This window comes from Flavobacterium crassostreae, assembly GCF_001831475.1.
GTDB classification, from domain to species: Bacteria; Bacteroidota; Bacteroidia; order Flavobacteriales; family Flavobacteriaceae; genus Flavobacterium; species Flavobacterium crassostreae.
Genome location: NZ_CP017688.1, coordinates 1,434,370 through 1,460,846 on the forward strand (window position 1 = coordinate 1,434,370; position 26,477 = coordinate 1,460,846).

At 36.9% G+C, this 26,477-nt stretch carries 28 protein-coding genes; 20 read left to right on the top strand and 8 right to left on the bottom strand.

Annotation, left to right across the window (positions count from 1 at the left end; all coding sequences use genetic code 11):
* The first annotated feature begins 55 nt into the window (after nt 1-55).
* The 12 genes from rpmB to LB076_RS06480 all read left to right on the top strand — a co-directional run bounded on the left by rpmB (nt 56) and on the right by LB076_RS06480 (nt 8,126).
* The gene (gene rpmB / locus LB076_RS06415; protein ID WP_026708183.1) at nt 56-292 is read left to right on the top strand and encodes a 50S ribosomal protein L28; all 237 of its coding nucleotides are present in this window, start codon (nt 56-58) and stop codon (nt 290-292) included.
* A 28-nt stretch (nt 293-320) separates the two neighbouring features.
* The gene (gene rpmG, locus LB076_RS06420; protein WP_026708184.1) at nt 321-503 is read left to right on the top strand and encodes a 50S ribosomal protein L33; all 183 of its coding nucleotides are present in this window, start codon (nt 321-323) and stop codon (nt 501-503) included.
* A 73-nt stretch (nt 504-576) separates the two neighbouring features.
* Complete coding sequence (locus LB076_RS06425) at nt 577-729, top strand: DUF4295 domain-containing protein (RefSeq protein ID WP_070786723.1); 153 nt, start codon at nt 577-579, stop codon at nt 727-729.
* A 128-nt stretch (nt 730-857) separates the two neighbouring features.
* Nucleotides 858-1,811: a signal recognition particle-docking protein FtsY gene (ftsY, locus tag LB076_RS06430; protein WP_070786724.1), complete on the top strand. Its 954-nt coding sequence runs from the start codon at nt 858-860 to the stop codon at nt 1,809-1,811.
* A gap of 214 nt (nt 1,812-2,025) precedes the next feature.
* On the top strand, nt 2,026-3,126 hold the full coding sequence (locus LB076_RS06440) for a sensor histidine kinase (RefSeq protein WP_070786726.1): 1,101 nt from the start codon (nt 2,026-2,028) through the stop codon (nt 3,124-3,126).
* Complete coding sequence (locus LB076_RS06445; RefSeq protein WP_070786727.1) at nt 3,126-4,463, top strand: sigma-54-dependent transcriptional regulator; 1,338 nt, start codon at nt 3,126-3,128, stop codon at nt 4,461-4,463. The genes LB076_RS06440 and LB076_RS06445 overlap by 1 nt, the downstream gene beginning before the upstream one ends.
* 204 nt (nt 4,464-4,667) lie before the next feature.
* Complete coding sequence (locus LB076_RS06450; protein WP_070786728.1) at nt 4,668-4,874, top strand: hypothetical protein; 207 nt, start codon at nt 4,668-4,670, stop codon at nt 4,872-4,874.
* 6 nt (nt 4,875-4,880) lie between these two features.
* Entirely contained in the window at nt 4,881-6,161 is a 1,281-nt protein-coding gene (locus tag LB076_RS06455; RefSeq protein ID WP_070786729.1) for a Glu/Leu/Phe/Val family dehydrogenase, read from the top strand.
* A gap of 84 nt (nt 6,162-6,245) precedes the next feature.
* On the top strand, nt 6,246-6,662 hold the full coding sequence (locus LB076_RS06460; protein WP_070786730.1) for a GreA/GreB family elongation factor: 417 nt from the start codon (nt 6,246-6,248) through the stop codon (nt 6,660-6,662).
* Nucleotides 6,659-7,075 (top strand): hypothetical protein, encoded by a 417-nt coding sequence (locus LB076_RS06465; RefSeq protein WP_070786731.1) that lies wholly within the window; start codon nt 6,659-6,661, stop codon nt 7,073-7,075. The genes LB076_RS06460 and LB076_RS06465 overlap by 4 nt, the downstream gene beginning before the upstream one ends.
* A gap of 333 nt (nt 7,076-7,408) precedes the next feature.
* Nucleotides 7,409-7,849 (top strand): lipocalin family protein, encoded by a 441-nt coding sequence (locus LB076_RS06475; protein WP_070786733.1) that lies wholly within the window; start codon nt 7,409-7,411, stop codon nt 7,847-7,849.
* Nucleotides 7,830-8,126: a DciA family protein gene (locus tag LB076_RS06480; RefSeq protein ID WP_070786815.1), complete on the top strand. Its 297-nt coding sequence runs from the start codon at nt 7,830-7,832 to the stop codon at nt 8,124-8,126. The genes LB076_RS06475 and LB076_RS06480 overlap by 20 nt, the downstream gene beginning before the upstream one ends.
* Nucleotides 8,127-8,248: 122 nt before the next feature.
* Here LB076_RS06480 and LB076_RS06485 read toward each other — a convergent pair whose 3' ends face one another.
* Nucleotides 8,249-8,686: a DUF4268 domain-containing protein gene (locus LB076_RS06485; RefSeq protein ID WP_070786734.1), complete on the bottom strand. Its 438-nt coding sequence runs from the start codon at nt 8,684-8,686 to the stop codon at nt 8,249-8,251.
* Between the two features lie 93 nt (nt 8,687-8,779).
* Between LB076_RS06485 and LB076_RS06490 the strand changes: the two genes are divergently transcribed.
* Nucleotides 8,780-9,427: an NUDIX hydrolase gene (locus LB076_RS06490; protein WP_070786735.1), complete on the top strand. Its 648-nt coding sequence runs from the start codon at nt 8,780-8,782 to the stop codon at nt 9,425-9,427.
* Between the two features lie 100 nt (nt 9,428-9,527).
* On the top strand, nt 9,528-10,337 hold the full coding sequence (locus tag LB076_RS06495) for a lysophospholipid acyltransferase family protein (RefSeq protein WP_070786736.1): 810 nt from the start codon (nt 9,528-9,530) through the stop codon (nt 10,335-10,337).
* A gap of 90 nt (nt 10,338-10,427) precedes the next feature.
* Here LB076_RS06495 and LB076_RS06500 read toward each other — a convergent pair whose 3' ends face one another.
* Together LB076_RS06500 and LB076_RS06505 are read right to left on the bottom strand one after the other, a co-directional pair.
* Nucleotides 10,428-11,060, bottom strand: a complete 633-nt coding sequence (locus LB076_RS06500; RefSeq protein ID WP_070786737.1) for a hypothetical protein — start codon at nt 11,058-11,060, stop codon at nt 10,428-10,430.
* Between the two features lie 5 nt (nt 11,061-11,065).
* On the bottom strand, nt 11,066-11,560 hold the full coding sequence (locus LB076_RS06505) for an RNA polymerase sigma factor (protein ID WP_070786738.1): 495 nt from the start codon (nt 11,558-11,560) through the stop codon (nt 11,066-11,068).
* A 276-nt stretch (nt 11,561-11,836) separates the two neighbouring features.
* Here LB076_RS06505 and LB076_RS06510 point away from each other — a divergent pair, with 276 nt between their 5' ends.
* Nucleotides 11,837-13,141, top strand: coding sequence for an NAD(P)/FAD-dependent oxidoreductase (locus tag LB076_RS06510; RefSeq protein ID WP_070786739.1), 1,305 nt, complete (start codon nt 11,837-11,839; stop codon nt 13,139-13,141).
* A 96-nt stretch (nt 13,142-13,237) separates the two neighbouring features.
* On the opposite strand, the gene LB076_RS06515 is transcribed toward LB076_RS06510, so the two are convergent.
* Nucleotides 13,238-14,302: a DUF3810 domain-containing protein gene (locus LB076_RS06515; RefSeq protein WP_232505675.1), complete on the bottom strand. Its 1,065-nt coding sequence runs from the start codon at nt 14,300-14,302 to the stop codon at nt 13,238-13,240.
* A gap of 110 nt (nt 14,303-14,412) precedes the next feature.
* Here LB076_RS06515 and LB076_RS06520 point away from each other — a divergent pair, with 110 nt between their 5' ends.
* A complete protein-coding gene (locus LB076_RS06520) occupies nt 14,413-15,885 on the top strand; it encodes an aminoacyl-histidine dipeptidase (RefSeq protein WP_070786741.1) in 1,473 nt (490 codons plus the stop codon).
* A gap of 324 nt (nt 15,886-16,209) precedes the next feature.
* Here LB076_RS06520 and LB076_RS06525 read toward each other — a convergent pair whose 3' ends face one another.
* From LB076_RS06525 to LB076_RS06540, 4 genes are all read right to left on the bottom strand, one after another.
* The gene (locus LB076_RS06525; protein WP_070786742.1) at nt 16,210-16,974 is read right to left on the bottom strand and encodes a carboxypeptidase-like regulatory domain-containing protein; all 765 of its coding nucleotides are present in this window, start codon (nt 16,972-16,974) and stop codon (nt 16,210-16,212) included.
* A gap of 88 nt (nt 16,975-17,062) precedes the next feature.
* Nucleotides 17,063-18,988, bottom strand: coding sequence for a DEAD/DEAH box helicase (locus tag LB076_RS06530; RefSeq protein WP_070786743.1), 1,926 nt, complete (start codon nt 18,986-18,988; stop codon nt 17,063-17,065).
* A gap of 204 nt (nt 18,989-19,192) precedes the next feature.
* Nucleotides 19,193-19,771, bottom strand: coding sequence for a non-canonical purine NTP diphosphatase (locus LB076_RS06535; protein WP_070786744.1), 579 nt, complete (start codon nt 19,769-19,771; stop codon nt 19,193-19,195).
* Between the two features lie 36 nt (nt 19,772-19,807).
* Nucleotides 19,808-20,653, bottom strand: a complete 846-nt coding sequence (locus tag LB076_RS06540; protein ID WP_070786745.1) for an AraC family transcriptional regulator — start codon at nt 20,651-20,653, stop codon at nt 19,808-19,810.
* A 555-nt stretch (nt 20,654-21,208) separates the two neighbouring features.
* Here LB076_RS06540 and LB076_RS06545 point away from each other — a divergent pair.
* From LB076_RS06545 to LB076_RS06560, 4 genes are all read left to right on the top strand, one after another.
* Nucleotides 21,209-22,795, top strand: coding sequence for an aldehyde dehydrogenase (NADP(+)) (locus LB076_RS06545; RefSeq protein ID WP_070786746.1), 1,587 nt, complete (start codon nt 21,209-21,211; stop codon nt 22,793-22,795).
* The gene (locus LB076_RS06550; RefSeq protein WP_070786747.1) at nt 22,795-23,802 is read left to right on the top strand and encodes a 4-hydroxyproline epimerase; all 1,008 of its coding nucleotides are present in this window, start codon (nt 22,795-22,797) and stop codon (nt 23,800-23,802) included. Before LB076_RS06545 ends, LB076_RS06550 begins: the two co-directional genes overlap by 1 nt.
* Before the next feature lie 83 nt (nt 23,803-23,885).
* The gene (locus LB076_RS06555) at nt 23,886-25,121 is read left to right on the top strand and encodes an NAD(P)/FAD-dependent oxidoreductase (RefSeq protein WP_070786748.1); all 1,236 of its coding nucleotides are present in this window, start codon (nt 23,886-23,888) and stop codon (nt 25,119-25,121) included.
* A gap of 5 nt (nt 25,122-25,126) precedes the next feature.
* Nucleotides 25,127-26,422, top strand: coding sequence for an aminopeptidase P family protein (locus LB076_RS06560; RefSeq protein ID WP_070786749.1), 1,296 nt, complete (start codon nt 25,127-25,129; stop codon nt 26,420-26,422).
* Nucleotides 26,423-26,477 lie beyond the last annotated feature (55 nt).

Consider the following 26,477-nt stretch of genomic DNA (forward strand, 5'->3'; position numbering starts at 1 on the left):
TTTATTTTTCTTTTCTTTGCACCCTGATTTTGAATAACGATAAAAGATAAGTATAATGTCAAGAGTTTGTGACCTTACAGGTAAAAGAGCGATGGTAGGAAATAACGTTTCTCACGCTATGAATAAAACTAAGAGAAAATTTTCTGTTAACTTAGTGAAAAAGCGTTTTTATCTTCCAGAAGAAGATAGATGGATTACTCTTAGAGTAGCAGCATCTACGATAAAAACAATTAACAAAAATGGAATTGCAGCTGTTTTGAAAAAAGCACAAACGCAAGGGTTTATTAAATAATCTTTTTCCAAAATAAACAAATAGCACGATGGCAAAGAAAGGTAATAGAATCCAAGTAATTTTAGAATGTACGGAGCATAAAACAACAGGTGTTGCGGGAACTTCAAGATACATTACAACAAAGAACAAGAAAAACACTCCAGATAGATTAGAGATTAAAAAATTTAATCCAGTTTTGAAGCGTGTAACTCTTCACAAAGAAATTAAGTAATAATTAGAGATTCTAAATCAATAGCACCAATGTATATTGGCTATAGTATTAGAATTTTAATAACATTTCAATCATGGCAAAGAAAACAGTAGCAACGTTACAAACATCTTCTAAGAGATTATCAAAAGCCATCAAAATGGTAAAATCTCCAAAAACTGGCGCTTATACTTTCGTAGAAACTATTATAGCTCCTGAGTTAGTAGATGAATTCTTGAAAAAGAATTAATTTTAAAAAAAAAGCATTATATAGAAAAGCTACTTTCGTTCGGAAGTAGCTTTTTTATTTTATATCTTTACCCTTACAAAACGTATTAGTCCCACGGATTTAATGCTCCATTTTAACCCTGTTATACCATGAGTTTTTTTAAAAGAATATTTTCATCCGATAAAAAAGAATCTTTAGATAAAGGTCTTGAGAAATCAAAAACAACTTTTTTTACAAAGTTAAGTAAGGCAATAGCTGGAAAGTCAAAAGTAGATGAAGATGTTTTAGATAATTTAGAAGAGATACTAGTTTCTTCGGATGTTGGAGTCCATACCACTTTGAAAATTATCACAAGGATTGAAGCCCGTGTTGCCGAAGATAAATACTTAGGCACAGAGGAGCTCAACAGGATTTTGCAAGAAGAAATTGCTAGTTTGTTATCCGAAACCAATACAGGAGAAGCTACAGAATTTGTAATACCAATCCAGTCCAAACCCTATGTTTTAATGGTTGTAGGAGTAAATGGCGTTGGCAAAACCACTACCATAGGAAAACTAGCCTATCAATTCAAAAAGCAAGGATACAAAGTAGTTCTAGGCGCAGCCGATACATTCCGAGCTGCCGCAATTGATCAATTGCAAATTTGGGCAGATAGAGTAGGAGTACCTATTGTGAGACAAAATATGGGTAGTGATCCAGCATCCGTAGCTTTTGATACCTTGCAATCTGCAGTGGCTCAAAATGCCGATGTGGTGATTATAGACACCGCAGGGCGCTTGCACAACAAAATTAATTTAATGAATGAATTGACCAAAGTCAAAAGAGTGATGCAAAAAGTTGTTACCGATGCGCCTCATGATGTATTATTGGTTCTAGATGGTTCTACGGGACAAAATGCTTTTGAACAAGCAAAACACTTTACAGCAGCTACAGAGGTAAGCTCCTTAGCGGTTACAAAACTTGACGGCACGGCCAAGGGTGGAGTGGTTATAGGTATTTCGGATCAGTTTAAAATACCTGTAAAATATATTGGAGTAGGAGAAGGAATAGAAGATTTACAGGTGTTCAATAAATACGAATTTGTAGATAGCTTTTTTAAATAGACCATTATTTATGAAAAATAGCAGCCCAATTTATTTCTATTTTATAAGTATTGTGTGCTTTATTATGGCTAATTTGGTTCGAGACAGCTATCCACTAGTTTACTATCTTTTGCTTTTTGCGGGGGTTGGTTTTTTTGTTTTTGGATGGATCCGAAGGATAAAACACCGATGAGTTACATAAAAACGGAATAATTTACTTTAAAATTAGAGCGTTATGGATTTTACAATATCTACTGAAGAAATTCTTCAAGAACGAATCAAAGAGCTATCGTGTTTATACGCAGTCTCTTCGGTGATTGTAAAACAAGAAAGAGAAGTAGAAAAAACCCTCAAGGAAATTTGCTTCATTTTAAAAAATGCCTGGCGATTTTCTGAATTTGCCATCATAGAACTACAATTAGATAAACATTATTATGCCACAACGGCAATACCCCAAGATACTGTTTTTCAGGAAACATCAATTTTAATTTTTAATACTATAAAAGGTTTCTTGAGGGTACATTATTCTTCAAAATCCTTTAGGCAACAACATTTTTTAGACGAAGAGCAAAAATTACTTAATAAAGTAGCCTTGGATATTAGTGCTTTTTATGAAAGGCATTTGAATAAAGACAAGGAAGAACTTTTAAAAAGAAGTGTAGAGCGCGTAGACCGACTCTCTATATTGGGCGAGATTACTGCCGGAATAGCCCATGAGTTGAATACACCCCTAGGTAATATTTTAGGGTTTGCAGAGTTTATCCAAGAACGATCCAAGGAAAAACAATCCCAAATGGATAGTGCCAAAATTATAAAAGCGGCAATATATTCTAGAGAAGTAGTAAAGAAATTGATGTTTTTTTCTTGCGAAATGCCACAAAATATGCGTTTTGTAAAAATAATACCTATAGTCTCTGAAGCCTTGAGCCTCTTGGGGCCTAACTTTAAAAAAGCCAATCTTAGTTATGAGGTAGACTTTAAAAACTTGGAATTAGAGGCCCAATTAGATCCCATACAACTCACCCAAGTATTGTTTAATATTTTGATTAATTCTATATACGTAGCGCCTCCAAATACGTGTATCCAAATAACAGTGTATACCTCAAAGGATAGTTTTTTTATAGAAATTGCAGACCAAGGGCCAGGAATACCAGAAAAAATAAAAACAAAAATTTTTGAGCCATTTTTTACCACAAAACCTATCGGTGAAGGATCTGGACTAGGATTAAGTGTTGTTCATGGTATTGTAAAAAGTCATAAGGGAGACATTGGCACCTTTAACAATACCCCAAAAGGAACTGTTTTTCAAGTTCGATTACCTCTAAAAGTATCCTGATGAAATTTAAAAAAGAAAACATTTTAATTGTGGACGATAATTATGATATGCTAGAATTGCTACATCGTAACTTAAAAGCACAGCATTTTCATACTTATAAGGCTTCTTCGGTAGTTGAAGCAATTGAAATTTTAAAATTCAGTAGCATTGATTTGTTAATTACAGATTTGCAAATGCCAGGTAGTAACGGCATCGAATTAATAAAATATGCCCAAGAGCATTTTCCGTTAATTCCGAAACTAGTTATAACCGGTTTTCCGTCTGTGGATAGTGCTGTTGAGGCAGTAAAATCAGGAGCTTTGGATTATTTAGCCAAACCATTTACTAATGAAGAGCTAAAAAAGGCAGTGCAAAATTTAATAGATTTAAAGCAAAATACTGCGCCAAATTATCTTGAAGATACAGATTTAAAGCAAAAGAAGCGTACTTCTTACTCTGGTATTGTAGGCCAGTCCCAACAAATTATCCAGTTAATAGATTTAATAGAACGAGTGAAAGATAATAGAGCCACTATACTGATACAAGGTGAAAGTGGTACCGGAAAAGAATTGGTTGCAAGAGCAATTCATTATAACGGAATATTTGCCTCAAAGCCTTTTATAGCGGTCAATTGTGGCGGTATTCCGGATAATTTAATGGAGTCAGAACTTTTCGGGTACGTAAAAGGAGCTTTTACGGGTGCTAACGAAACCAGAGGTGGTTTTTTTCAGGCTGCAGATGGTGGAACTATTTTTTTAGACGAAATTGGCACTGCTCCATTAACGGTACAAACCAGATTATTACGGGTATTACAAGAAAAAGAAGTAAGCATGATTGGTTCTCAGAAAACGCAAAAAATAGCGTTGCGAGTTGTAGCTGCCACCAATAATGATTTGTACGAAATGACCAAAAATGGCACCTTTAGAGAAGATCTCTATTATAGACTCAATGTAGTGAATATTGAAACGCCGCCTTTAAGACAACGAAAAAGCGATATTAAACTACTTATAGCTACGTTTCTTGCAAAATATGGTCAAGAATACAACAAACCCAATAGTACCATAACAGACAAAGCCATTGCGTTGCTTATGCGCCATTCGTGGCCCGGAAACGTTAGAGAGTTAGAAAACGTGATCCAAAGGATGCTTATTATGAGTAAAGACCAAATAGAAGTTAAAGATATTCCAGAATATTTGAAATATTCTATTCCGTCCCAAGAACAGCAACTAAAATCCTTAAAGGATATTGAAAAAGCACATATTTTAAAAGTATTATCAGCCGTGGATAACAACAAAACACGTGCTGCCGAAATTCTTCAAATTGATAGAAAAACGCTTCGACTCAAGTTAGATAAGTAGTTTTAAATAATTGGGTATAACCTCCTCATTCGGGGTATTTTTACCCAGTGGTATTTTGATGTTTGTTTTTCGGATTAATTAAAAACCCTCTGTAAATGAGGGTTTTGTTGTTTTATAGAATAGCTTATTTCTAACTGGCACAGCCTTTGCCTATAAGGAACCAAAGACACTAGTTTTTTATAAAATATATTAATCTCCAATAAAATGAATCAATTAAGTAAATCCGTAATGAACTATAGTTCTAAAGTCAGGCGAAAAAAAAGCCCTACTGATTTTAACCTTGCTGTAGCCTTTAAACAAAAAGAAGTTAAGATACCCGAAGCAAATGCAAGTATTTGTACCAATTGTGACCATTATACCCACTGTATGTGGCAAAGTAACAACAAAATTTTTTGTGAACATTATCAATAAAATAAGATGACAGTTATAAAAGAAGTAGCCAAAAAAAGCATGTTTGATAACGTAATGCAGCAGTTTAATAAAACGGCAGATGCGATCCATTTAAACCCAAACATTCGAAAAATTTTATCCATTACCAATAACGAAATTATTCTGCATTTTCCTGTAAAAATGGATACAGGAGAAGTAAAAATTTTTACAGGATATCGTGTGCAACACAACAACGCTTTAGGGCCATACAAAGGAGGTTTGCGTTACCACCCTACTGTTGATGTAGAGGATGCTAAGGCATTAGCTATGTGGATGACTTGGAAAACCTCTCTAGCTGGGTTGCCTTATGGAGGTGCCAAGGGAGGAATTCAGATTGACCCTAGAGAATATTCGATAGGAGAGTTGGAGCGAATTACCAGACGTTTTACGTATGCTCTAGGCGAAAATATTGGGCCAGAACACGATATTCCTGCCCCTGATGTTAACACCAATGAGCAAACCATGGCTTGGATGGTAGATACCTTTATGTCTACTAAATCTTCCTCAGAGCGTTCTCGTAACCAGCATGTAGTTACCGGAAAACCCGTAGGATCAGGCGGTTTAGAAGGCAGAAATAGGTCTACAGGATATGGCGTTTACTTAACCATCAAATTGTGGTACAAGAGTAAAGGCGAAACCCTAGAGGGCAAAAAGTTTATTGTGCAAGGTTTTGGAAATGTAGGGTACTGGACCTCTCATTTTTTGACTAACGACGGCGCAATTTTGTTAGCTGTTCAAGATGCACATGCTACGATTATTAATCACAACGGAATAGCCGTTGAAGATTTGTTTGAACATTCTAAACCAAGAAAAGGGTCTATACAAGGTTTTGAGGGTGCGCAAGAAATAGATCCAAAATTGTTTTTTGGATTAGAATGTGATATTTTGATTCCGGCTGCTTTGGGCAACCAAATAACCCAAGAAAATGCTTATTTAGTCAAAGCAGATCTTGTAGCAGAAGGAGCAAATGGCCCTATAGATACCGAAGGAGAAGCGATACTCCTACAAAACGGCATTACCATTATACCGGATATTTTATGCAATTCTGGAGGAGTTATCGGAAGTTATTTTGAGTGGTTGCAAAACCGAAACGGCGAGCTATGGCAATTAGAAGAAGTGATGCAAAAAATGGATAAAAAATTAACCGAAGTATTCTATAAGGTAGAAGGAGTGGTATTAGAAGGAAAAATGGATTGGAGAACCGCTGCGTATATCTTAGCAATTACAAGAATTGAAACAGCCTACATTCAGAGAGGTATTTTTCCATAGTTGTTTTTATTGTTTTGTTTAATTTAAGTAAACCTTTATAGTAGCTACCCATTACTATAAAGGTTTATAATTACTGCCTAAGTTATGAAATACGGTCAATTAATAGTAGATGAGAAAGAGTACAGCTTGTTGATGCAAACCATAGCGAGTACTCGTAGTCAAGAGGACAAAATTTATAGAGATTCTTTAAAAAAGCTAAAATTAGAGTTGCTCACTGCCAAACAAATTTCGTATGATGCAATGCCTCAGGATGTTATACGTTTTAACTCTGTGGTGCGCATTAGTACCCCTTTTAATGTGGAGAGAAGCTACCAAATAGTTACTCCAGAGAAAAGCAATATTCAGCAAAATAAAATTTCTATTTTGTCTCCGATGGCGCTAGCGCTTTTTGGTTATGCCAAAGGCGATAAAATTACATGGCAATTTCCTTCAGGGACCAATGTTATTGAAATCATGGAAGTTACGCAGCAAAGTAACTTGTTAAAAAAAGAAAGCGTATGAAAGATTTAATTTACCAACACGAAACCATTGACGATATCCAAATGAAATTCATGGATCGAGACATTGCACTTTGGAAAGAAGAAGTAGCCATCATTAGAATCGAAATTTTATTTTTTAAGAGAATGCTAACTGCGTCGGTTTTTAAAAGCCTCCATACCGACTTACAAAAAAAAGAGAGTCTGATACAGGATTTAAATAACGTCAAAGAAATAAACGAAACCTACTACAACAATCTCACCGAGTTTGTCAACAAATTAGAAAACATCAAGGAGTGTGATGACGTACAATGCGAAACGTTTTATTTAAACAACCATACTAAGTTTAGAGCAGATATTGAAGAACATTTTGCGGCTTATCGGTTTTATAAAATGAATGTGATTTTGTTTTTTGACACTTGTTTAGAATCCCAATAACGGTTTTATTGCAAAACCACTAAAAAAACCTCTTAGATCCTGTTTTAAGAGGTTTTTTTGTGTAAAAGACACTTGGTTTGTCCAAATACAATACAATAAAGTAGCGCTTTTAAAGAGGGTATTAAAATACCAAAATCCATTAGTTTTTTGTTTTTTTTGCCTTTTATAAAGAGTAACTTTGCTTGGTAGATTGGGCATGCTTTAAAACAGCATTCTATAGCCCTGATTGCAATGAAAATCCTTTTTTAGCGCCTTTTTTGGCGATCAAAAAGATTGTAATGTAAAGCAGGAAATAGCTCCAAAAAAAATAGGTACAGGAAGAAAAATAGGTATATGAAAAATAGTTTAAAAATAATGTTGCTCTGTGTTTTGTTTGCAGCTTGTCAGCAAAAGATACAACCGGAGGATCTTCATAAAATAAATGGATATTGGGAAATTGAAAAAGTTGTTTTTGAAACTGGAGAAGACAAGGGTTATCAAGGCAATACGAGCTATGATTATTTTAAAATCACCAAAAATAAAGGCATCCGAAAAAAGGTAATGCCGCAATTGGATGGCAGTTTTGTGGTGAACAACACCTTTGAAACCGTAGCCGTACGGTACCAAAAAAACAAGGTTTATTTGGATTATGCCACACAGTATGCCAAATGGACCGAAGAATTAGTGGCTCTTTCTGACACAGAATTAGTTTGCAAAAATGCAGACCAAAAAGAGTACCATTACAAAAAATCAGGACCAATAAACCTAACACAAAATGGCAAAGAGACTAAATAATCAAAGCACAGTAGGGGCAGTTTTGCAACAGATTATTAAAGTAAATAAACTGCAGCCAGGCATGGATCAAATAGATGTAAAAGAGGCGTGGAGCAACTTAATGGGCAATGGGGTAAATAGCTATACCCGAAATGTAGTTCTAAAAGGGACCACGTTGTATGTAGAGCTTACTTCGTCTGTTTTGAGAGAAGAATTAAGCCACGGAAAGGCCAAAATTGTAAAAATGATTAATGAGGAATTAAGAAGAGAAGTGGTCTTGTCGGTGGTTTTAAGGTAGTTTTTGCCTGAGATTGCAACCCCCAGAGCGTTGCATAAATAATCCAAACGCTCCCTAAATCTTTGCTGTTTGCGTAAGCTTTAGGGAGCGTTTTGTAGGTTGTTTAAAAAAAAACAATTATTTTAAAGCGTTGGGATGTTTTTTATTATGGCATCGTACTCAAGATAAAAGCGCTCTAGGGCATCCATTTTTTGGTTAAAAAAATCAAATATAGTATCCCAATATTTTCTATTGCTAACACTTACCTCTTGTTTTTCTACCCATATTCTACTGATTGTTTTGCCGCTTTCTAAGGTGTAGTTTTGTTCAAAAACTAAATCTGGGATGTGGTCATTCAGAATGCTTTTTAGGGCAACTAATTGGTCAAAATAGGCGGCACGCAGGGCGTCATTACGGGGTTCGATGTCAATGAGTACTTGGGCTTTTTTGTTATCTACATAAAACTTAAAAGAAAAATCTTTAATTTTAGTGTCATATAGCAGCCATTTTCTGGGATATTTCTCTGCGAATGCTACCCAGAATTCTCTTTTTAATTTTTGAGTTTCTTCTTTGCTGTACATTTTTTAATTTTAATTAGAGTTCAGAGGATGGGGTGCCATGGTTCCTCAAACGATATTTATAAGCGGTTATAATTGCAAAAATAGACTTTGCCTATGGATTTTCAATGTTTTTTAAAATATGTTCCAGATTTGGTTCAAGCCAGGCTTCCTGCTGCCACGGCACATGCTATCATGGCGCCAGCACTACGCCTTGAGCATGTGCAAGAGCACATACCCCATACGCAGCCCAAAAAAGCAGCGGTAATGCTGTTGCTTTATCCAAAGGAGCAAGTAACTCATTTGGTTTTAATTGTCCGAAATACCTATCCAGGAGTGCACTCAGCACAGGTGGCTTTTCCGGGAGGGAAATACGAGTTGGCAGACAAAATTCTGGCCAACACGGCTTTGAGAGAAACACAAGAAGAGGTGGGTGTGCCGCTCGAAAAGATGCAAATCCTACGGCCATTTACGCCCCTGTATATTCCGGCAAGTAATTTTATGGTGCATCCTTATTTGGGTATTTGTACAGAACAAATTGGTTTTGTTCCAGATCCTACAGAAGTAGCCTCCATATTAGAGTTGCCGTTGTCTGTTTTTATGAGTGATGCCCTCTTGACTCAAACCACCCGAGTCACCTCGTATGCCAATGAGGTGGTGGTTCCTGCTTTTGCCATTAAGGATCAGCTGGTTTGGGGTGCAACGGCAATGATGTGGAGCGAACTAAAAGAGGTTTTAAAATCTGTTTTGAACAAACCGCTTTAAACCAGCGGCTTTAAGCTTGTTTTATCCGTTTTTTGGGATTTGTCTTAACAATAAATTGCGTAAGTTTGTAGTTCAAACGAAGCAATTAACACCTAATTTTATGGGATTATTTCAAAGAAATCCTTTTGGCCACATTCTGTTTTTAAAACGTATTTTAATTAGAATTTTTGGTGCTGCCACACACAGACGCTATAGAGGTTTTAATGAATTGCAAATTGAAGGATCTGAAATTTTGCGCAATCTGCCAGATACCAACGTACTCTTTATATCCAACCACCAAACGTATTTTGCAGATGTAGTGGCTATGTTTCATGTTTTTAATGCCAGTTTAAAAGGCAGAGAAAACTCCATAAAAAACATTGGTTACTTGTGGCGCCCCAAGATGAATTTGTATTACGTTGCCGCAAAAGAAACCATGCAGGCAGGCATCCTAACTCGGATTATGGCCTATGCAGGAGCTATTTCGGTGGAGCGTACCTGGAGAGAAAAAGGAGTAGATGTTGCAACCAAAAAAGAAGTAAATCCCCAGGACACCCAGAGCATCAAAATAGCCCTGAATGACGGTTGGGTAATTACCTTTCCGCAAGGCACCACCAAATCTTTCAAACCAGTACGCAAAGGCACCGCACACATCATCAAAGAGCATAAACCAATTGTAGTGCCTATCGTTATAGACGGTTTCCGTCGGTCTTTTGACAAAAAAGGATTGCGCATCAAAAAGAAAGGAATCTTACAATCTTTTATCATCAAAGAACCCTTAGCAATAGATTATCAAAACGATAGCATTGACGCCATTGTCGAAAAAGTAGAATTTGCCATAGAGCAGCACCCATCCTTTTTAAAAGTAATTCCGAAAGAAGAGCTACAAGAGCAAGAAAAACTAAACAAACTCCGTAAGTGGAGTTATTAAACCCCATTATGGCTACCTTAGTTATACCACACAACCCCAGCAGCATATTTTCAACTGCTGGGGTTTTTGCTAAAAAAAAGAACAACACCACTACAAGTCTATCTTTTTTAATTCATGATAATTTTGGAGCAACCCCTTTAGCAAACTACCGTACAGAATTTTGTAAAACAGCCAGAAAAATCCCAAAAACACCGCCATTGTGCCTATAGCAACCCCAAGCATAAGCAGCAGAAAACCCCTGTTGTTGGCCATTTTGTAACTCAAACTAGCTACCTCCGAGTTATAAAAAACACCAATCCCAAAGCCTATAAGCAAACTAACAAGCACCCAAGCCAAATTGTAATAGACATAATACTGCACCGTTTTTCGGGTTTTTAAAATAGCGCCCAGCAACTCCTTGGTGGCTAGGGTGGTATTTATTTGCGTATAGTTGGTATACAATACATACACAAAAACCAAAATAACCCCATAATTAAAATACGTTAACGCTTCTAAAACAAGGGACCAATTGGATAGATTAACAGATTCAAAATACGTATCGGTATTAAAACCAAAACCCACCAAAGTCCAAAAAACAACCTCCAAAATACTGATAATCAAAATACGCCGCACAATAGAAGCAGATTTTTTATGCAGCATTTGGTAAATCTCCAATTCGGTAAGTTGCGCAAAAGAATCTTCGCGTTGCTTCCAATTTTTTTTCAATAAATCCAGCTCTTTCATATTCCCTACGGATTTAATACATTTTTTAATTTCCTCTTTATGCGGTTCATCTTCACCCTCGCATTTCCTTCATTAATGCCTAAAGTTGCAGCAATCTCTCGGTAATCTTTATCTTCTAGATACATAAATACCAAAGCCTTTTCAATATCATTGAGTTGGTACACCGCCTTATACAGCAGTTTTATTTGTTCCTCCTCCTCATAATTGTATTCTATTTCTTTCGTAAAATGGATCCTACTCTCATACGCAACCGTAGCAACAGTGCGTTTGTTTTTTCGGTACAAAGTAATTGCCGTATTCAAAGCCACCCGATAGGCCCAGGTAGAAAACTTGCTCTCCCCTCTAAACTTTGGGAAAGCCCTCCATAACTGGATGGTGATTTCTTGAAACAAATCCTGATGCGCATCTTGCCCATCGGTATACAATCTACATATTTTATGGATTATATTCTGATTGGCCTGAAGCTGTTGCACAAACAAATGTTCCTGATTTTTACTCATATATACATTAGTGGACTAAAACCCAAATTTGTTACAAAGTAGCGCACTTTTTTAAATTTGGAGCATAAAGTTCGGCTTTTTAAACCAAGAGTCGTCCCGCTGTACACTACAATCTCCCGCAAAAAAACGGGAGGATTTCCGTTGCCATCGGGGCTATTTTTGTAAGTTCGTAGTTCTAAAACCTAGACTCGCCCAAGATATTTTATATCCCATAGCCTTTGATTAAAACCAGAAGATTGTATATTTGAAAAAACAACCCAAGCCAAGAATAGCACCATGAACATACCCCATTCCCCACTCCCAAGAATTGTAATCCTAGGCGGTGGTTTTGCCGGAATTGCTTTGGCAAAACAACTCAAAAACCAACAAGTACAACTAGTACTTTTAGACAAGCACAACTACCACACTTTTCAGCCCTTATTATACCAAGTAGCCACCGGAGGTCTAGAGGCAGGCTCCATAGCATATCCCATACGCAAAGTAATTCAAGAATACGAAGACTGCTATTTCCGGCTAACCTCTGTTCAAGAAATAGACACTGCCAACAACAGAATAATTACCGAAATAGGAGACCTAAGCTATGATTATCTGGTGCTAGCCACCGGGTCCAAAACCAATTTTTTTGGGAACAAAGACATCGAAAGACACAGTATGGCCATGAAAACCATACCCCAATCGTTAAACATCCGAAGTCTCATCCTCGAAAATTTTGAACAAGCAGTACTCACACAAGACCAAGCCGAAAAAAACAGTCTCATCAACTTTGTGTTAGTAGGAGGAGGCCCAACAGGAGTAGAACTAGCAGGCGCATTAGCCGAGATGAAAAAAGCCATCCTACAGAAAGACTATCCAGATTTGGATATTGCCAAAATGGAAATCAACCTCATTCAAAGCGGAGACCGCATCTTGAACGGCATGAGCGAACAATCCTCACTAGCAGCAGAGAAATTTTTGGAAAGCCTAGGTGTGAAAATTTGGAAAAACCTTCGGGTCACCAATTACGATGGCCGCACCATTACTACAAACACCAACCAGATTTTTGAAACAGCCACCCTAATTTGGGCAGCAGGAGTAGAGGGAGCATTAGTTGCTGGTATAGATGCAGCATCCTTAGTGCAAAGAGCCGCCCGTATCCGAGTGAACTCCTACAATCAAGTAAAAGGATACAACAACCTATTTGCCATAGGGGATATTGCAGTAATGGAAAGCCCAGAATACCCACAAGGACACCCCATGATGGCCCAGCCAGCCATACAACAAGGAGAATTATTGGGGCAGAATTTAATCAAATTAATAGCCCAAAAACCCCTAAAACCATTTATATATCATGACAAAGGATCCATGGCAACCATAGGCCGTAACAAAGCAGTTGTAGATTTGCCAAATTACCATTTTAGTGGTGTATTTGCTTGGTTTGTTTGGATGTTTGTACATTTATTCTCGCTAATTGGTTTCAAGAACAAAGCAGTAGTTTTTTTAAACTGGGTGTACAACTACATTCGTTTTGATAGAGAAGGAAGGCTCATAATCCGTCCGTATAAAAAAAGAAGTTTTACCAGTTTTACTAGTGACGAAATATAATTAAAAACAAGGCACCAATGCCGCCATCAATCCTTGATTTGTACTCGTTGGTTGGTGGTAGTGTTTGGTCTGAGATAACGGCAGTTGTCTAGATGGTTAGCTAAGTGGTTTTGTTTTGTAATAATTGACCAGCAAACCCACAAACTTGCTATAACTATCGATTCCTTCCTTTTGTTGGTTAGCCTTTAAATACTGGTCATAAAAAACTTCAAATGCAGTCTGGATATAGCTCTGGTATTGCTTTTGGAACTGCTGGTTTTCTTCAAAATTTTTCAAAATCCCAGGAGTAATAGTTTTTAATAATGCGCTATGGGCTACAGGATCTTGTGCTCGGATTTGGCTCAAACAATATTTTAAAGCAAGCGTATAGCCAGAATATTTAAAATACAAGTCCTCATTTTGTATCGCAGCCATAAACCCAATAAAATTACATTCGCTCTCACTAGCATATCCTATTTGGTGCGCCATTTCATGGGTTACAGTAGCTGGTAATCCATATTTTGGAATCAAATAATTTAGCTGTGCCTCATTAGTAAATGGATTTAAATAACCGCTAAACCCCATATAGCTCAACGGCAGACTTACTAAGGATTTTTTGGTGCTCAATGTCAAGAACTCAAAACCAGTATAGACCACTGCTGCCTTTTGGTAGCCATTTAACGCCTTTGCAAAAGTTTGCTCCTCAGAATATGGGTAAACCACCTTTAGGTTTGGATTGCTGTTCAGCAACTTGTGGAGGTTATTGGTTTTTAAAATTATTTTGTTGGTAAAAACAAGCAATTCCGTAGGGGTATATTCTTTGTTGATATTCATTTTTTCAAACAAAGGCTCCCGATAATAATTTAAAGCCCACAAGGCATGAAACCAAAAGTAGCCCACGGACCAAAAACCAAGTATTTTTAAACCATTTTCTTGCCATCTAGTGTGCCATTGCTTGCGTTGTGTCCAAAACCAATAAAGTACAAAGCAAAACAGGCCAATATACAGGCAATCTCCCACCGAAAAACCCAATAGACCATAACACTTTCGCAAAAATAGCGCAACATGCGGGTAGATGCCAATGCTATAATATTGCTCCACAAATTTAGGATAGTACGAAAGCAGCTGCAAGGCTGCAATTTGTATTAGTAAAAAAACAGAAAAAAAGTATTTGGATTTCAAAGCTAACATTTAAGTGCTGTAAATATAATTACAATATCAATTAGTACCGAAAAAGAATTTAAACTTTGTAACTTTGAACTTTAAAAATGTTAAACTTCAAATAACAATAAATGAGTCAAGAGATAAGAAATTTAGAACCAAAAGTACTTTGGAACAAGTTTGCTGATTTGAATGCCGTGCCACGCCCTTCCAAAAAAGAAGACCGCGTTATTGCCTTCATGAAAAACTTTGGCGAAAGCCTTGGTTTAGAAACCTTTGAAGATGACATTCGGAATGTAATCATTCGTAAACCAGCCACTCCAGGCATGGAAAACCGCAAAGCAATTGTAATGCAAGGGCATTTGGATATGGTACACCAAAAAAATGGGGATACCGTTTTTGATTTTGATACCCAAGGGATAGCAATGTATGTAGATCAAGATTGGGTACGCGCCCAAGGGACTACATTAGGGGCGGATAATGGGCTAGGAGTTGCGGCTATTATGGCAGTTTTAGAAAGTACCACTATTGCGCATCCAGCTATTGAAGCCTTATTTACCATAGATGAAGAAACTGGAATGACTGGTGCTTTAAACCTAAAAGGAGGAATCCTTCAGGGAGAAATTTTATTGAACCTAGATACCGAAGAAGACGATGAAATTGATATTGGATGTGCAGGTGGTATTGATGTTACAGCAACTGCAGAATACAACCAAGAGCCAACTCCTGAGGGGTCTGTAGGGTATACAATAACCGTAAAAGGACTAAAAGGAGGGCACTCCGGAATGGATATCCACAAAGGACTCGGAAACGCCAACAAGATCATGAACCGCTTATTGTTTGATGGTTTTGATAATTTTGGTTTGCAAATTGCAGCAATAAAAGGAGGCAGTTTGCGCAACGCTATTCCTAGAGAAAGTGTAGCCACAGTAATTATAGCACAGGTGTATGACGAAGCTTTTGTTTTTGACATGCAACAAATTGTAAACGAAATCAAAGCCGAATTAAAAACTACAGAGCCTAATCTTGAAGTTGTTTTTGAAAAGTTAGACAGCACACCAGAGTTGGTAATGCCTTCTATTGCTCAATTTTATTTCGTTAGAGCCATGTATGCTGCGCATAACGGCGTGTATAGCATGAGCACGGATTTTGATAATTTAGTAGAAACTTCGAACAACATTGCTAAGGTAGTGCTAGGGGAAGGTAATTTGTCTGTAGAGTGTTTGACACGATCCTCTGTAGAGACTTCAAAATATGATTTAGCAAACAGCTTGCGTTCTGCTTTTGAATTGATGGGCTGTGAGGTAGCATTATCTGGAGCTTATCCAGGTTGGACTCCTAATTCAGAATCAGAAATAATGGATGTTTTGGCATCTATTTATGAAAAACAAATAGGAGAGAAGCCTAGAGTAGTGGCTTGTCACGCTGGTTTAGAGTGTGGAATTTTAGGAAGTAATTATCCGGATATGGATATGATTTCTTTTGGACCAACCATTCATGGTGCACATTCACCAGATGAAAGAGCGAGTATTTCGTCTTCTCAAAAATTTTGGAAGTTTTTAGTAGAAGTTTTAGCAAATATTCCGTTAAAACAACAAAAATAGAACAATTATTACCACTATAAAGAACCCTCGTTTAGCAATAAACGAGGGTTTGTTATTTAAAGGATTTAATCTCTTTTGGGAGCGTTTTTCTTTTCTCTTTTTTCTTCTTTCTTTTCTTTGGCTGTTTTAAGAGGTTCTTTCTTTGCCGTTTTTTTTGCGTCTTGACTTTTTGCCATGATAATTAAGGTTTGGTTACTTTTTTATGCGGGAGTAAATGTAGCTAATATTCTGTAGCTCTATCGATTTATTATTTTAAAAAGCGCTACAATACGTTGCTTTGGATATAAAATAAGATCGAATTTTAAAAATAAAGACAGTATTTTTTTATTTCTTAAGTATTTTATACTCTTCATAACAGCCGCTAATGGCGTCCATAATTTGCAAGTCATTTGCAGTTTGTATAAAAGATTCCGAATAATTACAGCGTTGTAGTATCTCGGCAATTTCTTTTTTGTCAATACCCAAAAGAACAGCAATGGTTTCTCTGTCAAATTTAGATTCTAGTAGGTTTCGTACTGTATCGTCTTTCTTCATTTCTTTGAGTTTTTTGAGCTCTTTAGGATTTTTGCCAAAAAAATTATAAAGCATATCTGCAGGGTTAAATATAGAGCCCAATACACGTCCGAAAGCATCTGGAGAGTAGCCTCCTGCTTCGTAGCCATGGGTTAACCCAGAAATACTGTATCTATAATTTTCGTTTATTGGTATGGTTTTGGAATCTACCTCTAGGTAGCCAGTCAGATTGAAGGGTCGGATTACAACCTCTTCTAAAGCAATGGCTTTTTCGGTAAGGTATATCTTAGCGATTTTATTTTTTATCCAGTCATTAGTAACCTTGACTCTCAAGGATTGGAAGCCTAATAAGGATAAATGGAGGGTATCCGTGGGTTGAATATCAATTTCAAAATAGCCCGAAACATCTGTTCTGGCTCCTCTTACTTTGTTGATATTTAGAACGTTTACGTTGGCTAAAGGAAGCTTGGTGTTGTCGTTATATATGTAGCCAGACACTTTTTCAGAAGAACTTACAATCTGGGCGTTACTAATTACCGATAAGGTTAAAAAAAAGAAAACTACAAAATATTTCATAAACTGATTTAAGACTTTAAAAGTAATAAATCAGGATTAAATATTTTGTAGTTTCTTAGTATTATTATAAGAAAATTAACAATAGATGTTAGTCTCTTCTTGGTCTTCTTGGTCTAGGTGAGTCCCCAAAACTTTCGGAACGTCTAGGAGATCTATCCGAAGCACCTTCTCCTCTTGGAGCAGAACTTCTTCCTCCAAAACCACCTTCTCTTGGTCCGGAGTTTCTATCGGATCTAAAACCGCCTTCTCTAGGTGCAGAATTTCTGTCGGATCTAAATCCACCTCCAGAACCTTCACGTCTTGGAGCAAAACTACCTTCTCTTCTTCCTCCAGAGCTTCTTCCGCCAAATCCACCACCAGAATTTCTTCCGTTGTGGTCGCGTCTTCCGCCACCGTCATTTTTAGAGATTTCTACATTGATACGACGGCCTTCTAGCTGTACGTTGTTCAATATTTCCATTACTTTATCAGTATGTTCTGGCTCTGTGTTAAAGAATGAAAAACCTTCTTTTACGTCTACTTTAAAAACGTCATCACGTCCTAAATCTAGGGTTTCTTTTAGATAATCCTTTAAAGACATCCAGTCAAAGTTATCTCTAGAACCAATGTTTACAAAGTATCTAGTAGCACCATCGCTGCTGTTGCCTCTTGAGGCGCCATCTCTGTCGTCGCGTTCGCGTCTTTCTCCCGATTGGCTCGAAATATCTCTGTTTTTTTTGTAGTATGCAATAAAACGGTTAAATTCTACAGATACCATTTTCTTGATTAACTCTTCTTTGGATAAATCCTCTAAAACGCTGTTAATAGCAGGCAAGTAGTTGTCAATTTCGTGGTCTATTTCTGTATCCTTGATTTTATTAGCTAAGTGTAATAATTGGATTTCGCAGATTTCAATTCCTGAAGGAATTGTTTTTTCTTCAAATTTTTGTTTGATAATTCTTTCAATTGAAGAAATCTTACGCAATTCACTTTTAGTAACAATTACGATAGAAGTTCCTAGTTTTCCAGCGCGTCCTGTACGTCCAGAACGGTGGTTGTAGGTTTCTATTTCGTCTGGAAGTTGGTAGTTTACTACGTGTGTAATATTATCTACATCAATACCACGAGCAGCTACATCTGTAGCAACAAGCATTTGTATTTGTCTTCCTCTAAAAGATTTCATAACGCCATCTCGTTGTGCTTGAGATAAATCTCCGTGCAATGCAGCAGCGCTATACCCATCTTCTACTAATTTTTCGGCAACAGCTTGTGTGTCTCTTTTGGTACGACAAAAAACTACCGAAAAGATATCCGGATTAGAGTCTGCTAAACGTTTTAAGGCTTCGTAACGATCCCGAGCGTTTACAAGATAAAATTCATGCGAAACGGTAGACGAACCAGAGTTTTTTGTTCCTACGGTTACTTCTACAGGGTCGGTCATGAATTGTTTTCCAATACGTGCTACTTCAGCAGGCATTGTTGCAGAGAATAACCAGGTGTTTTTTTCATCTGGTGTTGTAGATAGTATGTTAACAATGTCATCATAGAATCCCATGTTTAACATTTCATCCGCTTCATCCAAAATACAATAGTTAATTTGGGTAATGTTTACCAAACCTCTATTGATCATGTCTTGCATTCTTCCTGGAGTTGCTACAATAATTTGTGCTCCTCTCTTGATGTCTCTTGCTTGTTCTGTAATGCTAGCCCCGCCGTAAACTGCTACCACATTAATACCTTTCTCGTATTTAGAGTAGTTTTTAAGTTCGTTAGTAATCTGCAAACATAACTCACGCGTTGGAGATAAAATTAATGCCTGAGTGTTTCTGTTGTTGGCATCAATTTTTTGGATAACTGGAAAACCAAAAGCTGCCGTTTTCCCTGTCCCTGTTTGAGCCAACGCAACCATATCTGTATCTTTTTCCAATAATAGGGGAATCGCTTTCTCCTGTACTTCGCTCGGATTTTCAAATCCTAGATCTAAAATCGCTTTCAGTAACGATTCACTCAATCCTAATTGTTCAAATTTATTCATATGTATTTTTAAATAGGGTGCAAAATTACTCTAAATAATTGATATAAACTAATGCTATTTTAAGATTTAAATATTTAATAGTATTTGATAATCAGAAAGTTATGCTTCGGTAGTTTTGTGCCAGAAGCGTTGGTTTTAAAATTAGTCTCTTATTTTAGGTGTTTATTTTAAAATTTTGCAATAAAACAGATCTCTTCGCGGGGATTATTTTTGGTCTTTCAAAAAAGAAATTAATTTTTGTACTGCGATGCTGCGGTGGCTTATTTTATTTTTGACAGCAATGTCTAAACTTGCAAAGGTTTCAGAATATCCTTCTGGTTGAAAAATAGGGTCATACCCAAATCCATTATTGCCAGATTTTTCGGTTGTGATATTTCCTTTGGCAATGCCACTAAAGAGGGTTTGTGTGCCGTTAAGGTTTAAGGCAATTATGGTTTTAAATTGGGCTTTTCGGTTGTTTTGAGTAGCTAGGGCTAGCAGCAGTTTGTCCATGTTATCTTGGGTGTTTTTTTGTTCGCCGGCATATCTGGCAGAAAACACCCCTGGAGCACCGTTTAAGGCTTCTACTTCAAGGCCTGTATCGTCGGCAAAACAAGTATAGCCGTAATTTTGGGTCACATAATTAGCCTTTAGTATGGCGTTACCTTCTATGGTTGTTGCGGTTTCTGGAATTTCTTCGTTACAGCCAATATCTTTAAGGCTCAATAGCTGGATGTATTCTGGCAGTAACCATTGTATTTCGGCTATTTTGTTGGTATTATTAGATGCAAAAACAATTTTCATGGTAGTGATGGTGCGTGTTTAGAGACGGGTTGGGGGTTATAAATTAATTTTTTTGTATTGTAGTGGGGTGAGTTGTTTTAATTCTTTGAATTTTCGGTTAAAATTAGAAATATTGTTAAATCCACATAATTCGGCTACTTCTAATACAGATAATTCGGCATTGGTAGAGAGTAGTTTTGCGGCTCTTTCAATACGAACTTCTATTAAAAACTGAAAAAAAGATTTGTTGGTACGTACTTTAAAGTACCTGCAAAAGGCATTTTTGGTCATGCTGGCTATCGAGGCAATTTCGTCTAGGGTAATGTTTTTATGAAAATTGTTCATTACGTATTCAAAAACGTTTTGCATTCTCTTGCCTTCATTGTCGGTTATTTTTTTGTTGTACAAATAATTGGATAGCGGTTCGTTATCTGAAGTGGCAAGCCATTGGACGATTTCCAGAAATAAAATAAATCGGGTGTATTCATCTGATGTGGATAATTTTTTAAAATTTTTGACCACTCTTTTTGGAGTATTATGAATGATAAACCCGTTTTTACTGTCTTCCAAAAAAGGATGAATGGTTTTAAAAATAGGTAAATCAAAAAAATCTTTCCCAAAGGAGTTAAATGTAAAAAAAAGACTACGCATTATAGAAGTTTCATTTTCTTTAACATCGCTTCTAAAAACATGCGGTAAGTTGCTGCCAATCACTAAAACATCTCCTTCGTGGTATTCGGAGATAGTATCTGCTGCAAAAATAGATCCAGCTCCTTTTTCTATAAAGCTAATCTGGATTTCTTCGTGCTGGTGTAGCTTGTCGTAAAAACTTTTTTCAATATCTTCTTGATAAATCAGTGGATCTTCTCCAGATTTAGGAATTTTAAACGGAAAAATCTTCATGGTTGGTTAGGTTAGTTAGTATTAGATTTGTTGGGTTTTGGTATAAAAATGATGTTATATTCTTATATTTTTGTATCTTTGTCTTTATATTTGGTAATATAGTATTGCTTTATGGTAATTTTTTAAAGCAATACGTCGTGGTTTCTTAATAATTTTGGACTAATATAAAAAAATAATATTTATTACTGTTTTATGCCTAGGTGTAGTGCAAGCAGTTACAACTAAATTTACTGCGGATCAGAGTTGTACAAAAAAGAAAATTGGTAACACAAACGGTAAAAATGGAAGGTGTCTCTAACTTTTTTTAAAAATTAATGCGCCTTAAGTTCAAAAGATCCAATTTGCAGTGGTTGCAACAGTATTTGATACGGAAATTCATAGTATCATATCAGGGAGTTGAGAGAGAAAGCGTTTTGGTAATCTTTGCAAAAAGCAATGCATACAAAACCAACCTTGCCAGACGATAAAAATTTAGAATAGCGCAGGTGTCCGATTGGGTTTCTAACATTCTTTTTCGGATATTGCAAAAATAATAATAACTAAAAATAAACATACATGATTACAGGGAAAAATTATATAGGAAGCCAACTTAAGGCAAGTGGAAGCAAAACATTCAAAACGTTTAATCCACAGCTAAATAAGGAAAATCCTTGGGTTTTTACAGAAGCAACTCAAGACGAAATAGAAGAAACGGTTACTTTAGCCAATCAGGCGTTTGCTACTTATAAAAAATGTTCTGGCTCAGAAAAAGCTACTTTTTTAAATGCAATAGCAGATGAAATTTTAGCCTTAGGAGATGATTTGCTTACGCAATATTCTAGCGAGTCTGGTTTTCCAAGAGGAAGAGCAGAAGGGGAGCGTGGCAGAATGATTGGACAATTGCGTTCTTTTGCAGACATGCTTACCGAAGGAAGTTGGGTTAAAGCAACTATTGATACTGCAATTGCAGACAGACAACCGGCACCAAAAGAAGATTTAAGAAAAATATTTGCTCCCCTAGGGCCTGTTGTGGTTTTCGGATCAAGTAATTTTCCGTTTGCATTCTCTACAGCAGGAGGAGATACTGCTTCAGCTCTAGCGGCAGGTTGCCCAGTTATTGTAAAGAGCCACTCTATGCACATCGGTACCGGTGAGATGGTTGCTTCTGCAATTATTAAAGCGGCTCAAAAAACCAACATGCCAGAAGGTGTTTTTTCTAACCTTATTGGAGGTGGAACAACATTAGGAGCTAGTTTGGTGAAGCATCCTTTAGTGAAAGCAGTAGGATTTACCGGAAGTATCCGTGGTGGAAGAGCGTTATTTGATTTAGCGGCACAACGTCCGGAGCCTATTCCTGTTTTTGCAGAGATGGGTAGTGTAAATCCAGTGGTACTTTTGCCAAATGCTTTAACAGAAAACAGTGAAAAATGGGCCAATGCTTATGCTGGTTCTATTACACTAGGAGCAGGTCAATTTTGTACCAATCCAGGGTTGTTAATTGGTATTAAAGGAGCTGCATTAACCAAGTTTTCAGAAGAATTGGCAACTGCTATCGAAAAAATTGCGCCAAGTTGTATGTTGCACCCATCGATGCAATCTGGTTTTGAAGACGGAGCTCAAAAAATGAGTGCCCAACCAGGAGTTTCTAAAGTAGCACAATACCAAGGAGATGTTGCGCCTAACTACGGAGCACAAACGGTATTGACTGTAGATGGAAGAACATTTTTGGAAAACAAAACGTTGAGTCACGAAGTTTTTGGACCGTTTTCTATAATTGTACAATGTGAAAACCAAGCAGAATTGGTTGCCGTTATTGCGCAATTAGACGGGCAATTAACCGGAACTATTATTGGCGAAGCAAAGGAGTTAGAACAACACCAAGACGTAGTTGCTGCTATGCAAAATAGAGTAGGACGTTTGATTTTTAATGGTGTTCCAACCGGAGTAGAAGTGTGTCCATCCATGATACACGGAGGACCATACCCTGCATCATCAGACTCTAGATTTACTGCAGTAGGAATTGATGCTGTATACCGTTGGGTAAGACCATTTAGCTACCAAAACTGGCCAAATGAATTATTGCCATTAGAATTACAAAATGAAAACCCATTACAAATATTGCGTATGGTAAATAATAGTGCAACAAAATCTCCAATAAAATAATGCTTAGAAAAACTTTTTTTTGTGTAGATGCACACACTTGCGGAAACCCTGTAAGAGTAGTGGCTGGTGGTGGTCCTAATTTGGTAGGAGCTAATATGAGCGAAAAACGCCAGCATTTTTTGAAAGAATTTGACTGGATTAGAAAAGGATTGATGTTTGAACCACGCGGTCATGACATGATGAGTGGAAGCATCTTGTATCCGCCAAGCAATCCAGAGAATGATTTTGGGATTTTATTTATTGAAACCTCCGGTTGTTTGCCAATGTGCGGACACGGAACTATAGGGACCATTACAATTGCCATAGAGGAAGGACTAGTAAATCCAAAAATCCCTGGAAAAATTAAAATGGAAGCGCCTGCAGGATTGGTAAATATAGAATACCAACAAACCGGACGCAAAGTAGATTGGGTACGATTAGTAAATGTAAAATCCTATCTTGCTGCCGAAGGATTGACTATAGAATGTCCGGAATTAGGAGAGATTGTTTTTGACGTGGCCTATGGAGGAAACTACTACGCAATTGTAGATCCACAAACCAATTTTTCAGGAATTCAAGATTTTACGGCAAGTAAAATTATTCAATTCAGTCAAGAGGTACGCAAGTTGATCAACCAAAAATACCCGGATTATTTTATTCATCCTGAAAACGACACCATCCGAGATGTAACCCATATGTTATGGACAGGGACTCCTTTGGATCCAACATCATCAGGCCGAAATGCTGTTTTTTATGGAGACAAAGCAATCGATCGTTCGCCATGCGGAACAGGAACTTCGGCAAGAATTGCACAATTGCATGCCAAAGGGAAATTAAAAATGGGCGAAGATTTTATTCACGAAAGTTATATTGGTAGTAAATTTGTTGGTAGAGTGGTAGAGGAAACCAGTATTGGAGACATTCCAGCCATTGTTCCAAGCATCCAAGGATGGGCCAAAGTTTACGGATACAATAACATAATTATTGATGAAGACGATCCTTACGCACATGGTTTTCAAGTTATTTAAATAAAAAATAAAATAAAATAAAAAATAAATTTATTGGTGAGGCATCTGTCTTGCCAATAAATTTTTAATTAATTCAAAATCTAATGAAAAAAGTAGGTATTGTTGGGGGTGGAATCATTGGTTTGTGTACTGCTTATTATCTTGCAAAAGAAGGATATGAGGTTAGTGTATATGATGAGTCCAGTATGGATGATGGATGTTCATACGGAAATGCAGGAATGATTGTTCCATCGCACATAATTCCATTGGCACAGCCAGGAATGATTGCACAGGGTATGAAATGGATGTTTGATAGTCAAAGTCCTTTTTATGTAAAACCACGCTTAAGTACAGATTTAATAAAATGGGGTTTGCAGTTTTATAAACATGCAAATTTAAATCATGTGCAAAAAGCCATGCCCGCTTTGCGAGATTTGTCGTTATTGAGTAAGGAGTTGTATCAAGATTTTGCAAAAATAAATGATTCTTTTTTTTACGAAGAAAAAGGGCTTTTGATGCTTTACAAAACCGATAAGGTAGCCGAAGAAATGCATCACGAAGGTAAAGAAGCGGAGCGTTTGGGGCTTGAGGTAGATTTTCTTTCTAAGGCAGAAGTAGCTGTTTTAGAAACCGGAACCAAAACCAATGCCATAGGAGCAGTGCATTATAAAAGTGATGCCCATTTATACCCACAAAAATTTCTTCAATTTATAAAAGAAGAATTGGTTAGAATGCAAGTTAGTATTCACAAAAATACCTCCGTAAAAGATTTTACTTTTCAGGGAGATAAAATTGCAAAAATTGTTACAGACAAAGGAGACTTTTTGGCCGATGAAGTAGTGTTAGCTACTGGGGCATGGAGTCCTGTTCTTGCCAAGAAATTAGATATTTCGATCTCCATATTGCCCGGAAAAGGATATAGCTTTACCTTGAAGGATGAAAAACAAAAACCAGCTATTCCGGCTATTTTATGCGAAGGAAAAGTTGCGGTAACTCCAATGGACAAAGACATCCGTTTTGGAGGAACCATGGAAATCACCCATACCGGAGATACTAAGATTAATGCCAGTAGATTGCAAGGAATAATAACCAGCATCAATGATTTTTATCCAGATATGCACGTAAAAATGCCTAAGGTTGCAGATACTTGGTTTGGATTTAGACCATGTACTCCTTCTGGAATGCCAATAATTACAAGAGATAAAAAAATAAAAAACCTAACCATAGCAACTGGTCATGCAATGATGGGCTTAAGTTTGGCGCCAGCTACAGCTAAACTGGTTACGGAGATTATTTCAGGAAAATCCTTATCAGTAGATACTAAAATGTTTCAAATTTAAAATACATGAGATACGAGTCTATACCCAATTCTTTATTCATAAATAATAGACAACGATTTGCAGACAAAATGCAAAGCAACAGTTTAGCCATTCTTGCATCCAATGACACCATGCCAAACAATGCGGATGATGTTATGGCATTTGCGCAAAATAATGACTTGTTTTATCTATCCGGAATAGATCAAGATGAGACCATATTGGTTCTTTATCCAGACGCTTACAAACCCGAGAATCAAGCTATTTTATTTGTAAAAGAAGTTAATGAAAACACCTTGCTTTGGGATGGCGATTTTTTGACCAAAGAACAAGTGACTCTTATATCGGGTGTTAAAAACGTAAAGTGGACGCATGAATTTGAAAAAACAATACAGCTTTTTGCATTTGAAGCAGATACAATTTACCTAGGCCATAATGAGCATCTTAAAAGAGTAACCTCACAAATGGAAACCAGACAAGATAGAATGATAAAGTGGTGTAAACAAAAGTACCCATTACATCAGTACGATCGTGTTGCAAAAATAACCCGAGAGCTAAGACCAATTAAATCTACAGAAGAAGTAGAATGCATAAAAAAAGCAATCGCAATCAGTGTTAAAGGATTTGAACGCGTACTGCAAACCATGAAACCCAACCTTTACGAATATGAGCTAGAGGCAGAACTTGCTTATAATTATATCCAAAATGGTGCAACCAGACATGCCTTTAAGCCTATTGTAGCATCTGGAAAAAACGCCTGTGTGTTGCATTACAATACCAACCATACTGTATGTAAGGATAATGAAATGGTTTTGATTGATTTTGGAGTCTGTTATGGCAATTACAATTCGGATACCACCCGTTGCGTGCCTGTAAACGGTGTTTTCAGTCCACGTCAAAGAGCGGTTTACCAATCTGTGCTGTATTGCTTAAAGGAAGGTTCTAAATTGTTAAAACCAGGAGTTTTGCCTAAAGAATATGAGTTGCAAATGGCGCAACTTGTAGAAAAAGAATTAGTAAAATTAGGGTTAATCACTCCAGAAGAAATAGCAAATCAGGATCCAGATAACCCAGCGTATAAAAAATATTTTATGCACGGTACTGCACACTATTTAGGTTTGGATGTGCACGATGTTGGTTTGTATTCCAAGCCTTTTCAAAAAGGAATGGTATTGACCTGCGAGCCAGGAATATATATCCCAGAAGAAGGGATTGGATGCCGTTTGGAAGATGATTATTTAGTAACCGAGAACGGAAGTATTAATTTATCGGCCGCACTTCCAATTGAAATTGATGCTATTGAACAGCTAATGCAATTAGAATAAAATTATTTTTATCCCAAAAAAAGCAGAATAGAAAACCTCTATTCTGCTTTTTTTT

What these genes read in the sequence shown, in the direction of transcription:
- rpmB (WP_026708183.1), top strand. Translation starts at nt 56, where the DNA reads ATGTCAAGAGTTTGTGACCTTACAGGTAAAAGAGCGATGGTAGGAAAT.
- rpmG (WP_026708184.1), top strand. Translation starts at nt 321, where the DNA reads ATGGCAAAGAAAGGTAATAGAATCCAAGTAATTTTAGAATGTACGGAG.
- LB076_RS06425 (WP_070786723.1), top strand. Translation starts at nt 577, where the DNA reads ATGGCAAAGAAAACAGTAGCAACGTTACAAACATCTTCTAAGAGATTA.
- ftsY (WP_070786724.1), top strand. Translation starts at nt 858, where the DNA reads ATGAGTTTTTTTAAAAGAATATTTTCATCCGATAAAAAAGAATCTTTA.
- LB076_RS06440 (WP_070786726.1), top strand. Translation starts at nt 2,026, where the DNA reads ATGGATTTTACAATATCTACTGAAGAAATTCTTCAAGAACGAATCAAA.
- LB076_RS06445 (WP_070786727.1), top strand. Translation starts at nt 3,126, where the DNA reads ATGAAATTTAAAAAAGAAAACATTTTAATTGTGGACGATAATTATGAT.
- LB076_RS06450 (WP_070786728.1), top strand. Translation starts at nt 4,668, where the DNA reads ATGAATCAATTAAGTAAATCCGTAATGAACTATAGTTCTAAAGTCAGG.
- LB076_RS06455 (WP_070786729.1), top strand. Translation starts at nt 4,881, where the DNA reads ATGACAGTTATAAAAGAAGTAGCCAAAAAAAGCATGTTTGATAACGTA.
- LB076_RS06460 (WP_070786730.1), top strand. Translation starts at nt 6,246, where the DNA reads ATGAAATACGGTCAATTAATAGTAGATGAGAAAGAGTACAGCTTGTTG.
- LB076_RS06465 (WP_070786731.1), top strand. Translation starts at nt 6,659, where the DNA reads ATGAAAGATTTAATTTACCAACACGAAACCATTGACGATATCCAAATG.
- LB076_RS06475 (WP_070786733.1), top strand. Translation starts at nt 7,409, where the DNA reads ATGAAAAATAGTTTAAAAATAATGTTGCTCTGTGTTTTGTTTGCAGCT.
- LB076_RS06480 (WP_070786815.1), top strand. Translation starts at nt 7,830, where the DNA reads ATGGCAAAGAGACTAAATAATCAAAGCACAGTAGGGGCAGTTTTGCAA.
- LB076_RS06485 (WP_070786734.1), bottom strand. Translation starts at nt 8,686, where the DNA reads ATGTACAGCAAAGAAGAAACTCAAAAATTAAAAAGAGAATTCTGGGTA.
- LB076_RS06490 (WP_070786735.1), top strand. Translation starts at nt 8,780, where the DNA reads ATGGATTTTCAATGTTTTTTAAAATATGTTCCAGATTTGGTTCAAGCC.
- LB076_RS06495 (WP_070786736.1), top strand. Translation starts at nt 9,528, where the DNA reads ATGGGATTATTTCAAAGAAATCCTTTTGGCCACATTCTGTTTTTAAAA.
- LB076_RS06500 (WP_070786737.1), bottom strand. Translation starts at nt 11,060, where the DNA reads ATGAAAGAGCTGGATTTATTGAAAAAAAATTGGAAGCAACGCGAAGAT.
- LB076_RS06505 (WP_070786738.1), bottom strand. Translation starts at nt 11,560, where the DNA reads ATGAGTAAAAATCAGGAACATTTGTTTGTGCAACAGCTTCAGGCCAAT.
- LB076_RS06510 (WP_070786739.1), top strand. Translation starts at nt 11,837, where the DNA reads ATGAACATACCCCATTCCCCACTCCCAAGAATTGTAATCCTAGGCGGT.
- LB076_RS06520 (WP_070786741.1), top strand. Translation starts at nt 14,413, where the DNA reads ATGAGTCAAGAGATAAGAAATTTAGAACCAAAAGTACTTTGGAACAAG.
- LB076_RS06525 (WP_070786742.1), bottom strand. Translation starts at nt 16,974, where the DNA reads ATGAAATATTTTGTAGTTTTCTTTTTTTTAACCTTATCGGTAATTAGT.
- LB076_RS06530 (WP_070786743.1), bottom strand. Translation starts at nt 18,988, where the DNA reads ATGAATAAATTTGAACAATTAGGATTGAGTGAATCGTTACTGAAAGCG.
- LB076_RS06535 (WP_070786744.1), bottom strand. Translation starts at nt 19,771, where the DNA reads ATGAAAATTGTTTTTGCATCTAATAATACCAACAAAATAGCCGAAATA.
- LB076_RS06540 (WP_070786745.1), bottom strand. Translation starts at nt 20,653, where the DNA reads ATGAAGATTTTTCCGTTTAAAATTCCTAAATCTGGAGAAGATCCACTG.
- LB076_RS06545 (WP_070786746.1), top strand. Translation starts at nt 21,209, where the DNA reads ATGATTACAGGGAAAAATTATATAGGAAGCCAACTTAAGGCAAGTGGA.
- LB076_RS06550 (WP_070786747.1), top strand. Translation starts at nt 22,795, where the DNA reads ATGCTTAGAAAAACTTTTTTTTGTGTAGATGCACACACTTGCGGAAAC.
- LB076_RS06555 (WP_070786748.1), top strand. Translation starts at nt 23,886, where the DNA reads ATGAAAAAAGTAGGTATTGTTGGGGGTGGAATCATTGGTTTGTGTACT.
- LB076_RS06560 (WP_070786749.1), top strand. Translation starts at nt 25,127, where the DNA reads ATGAGATACGAGTCTATACCCAATTCTTTATTCATAAATAATAGACAA.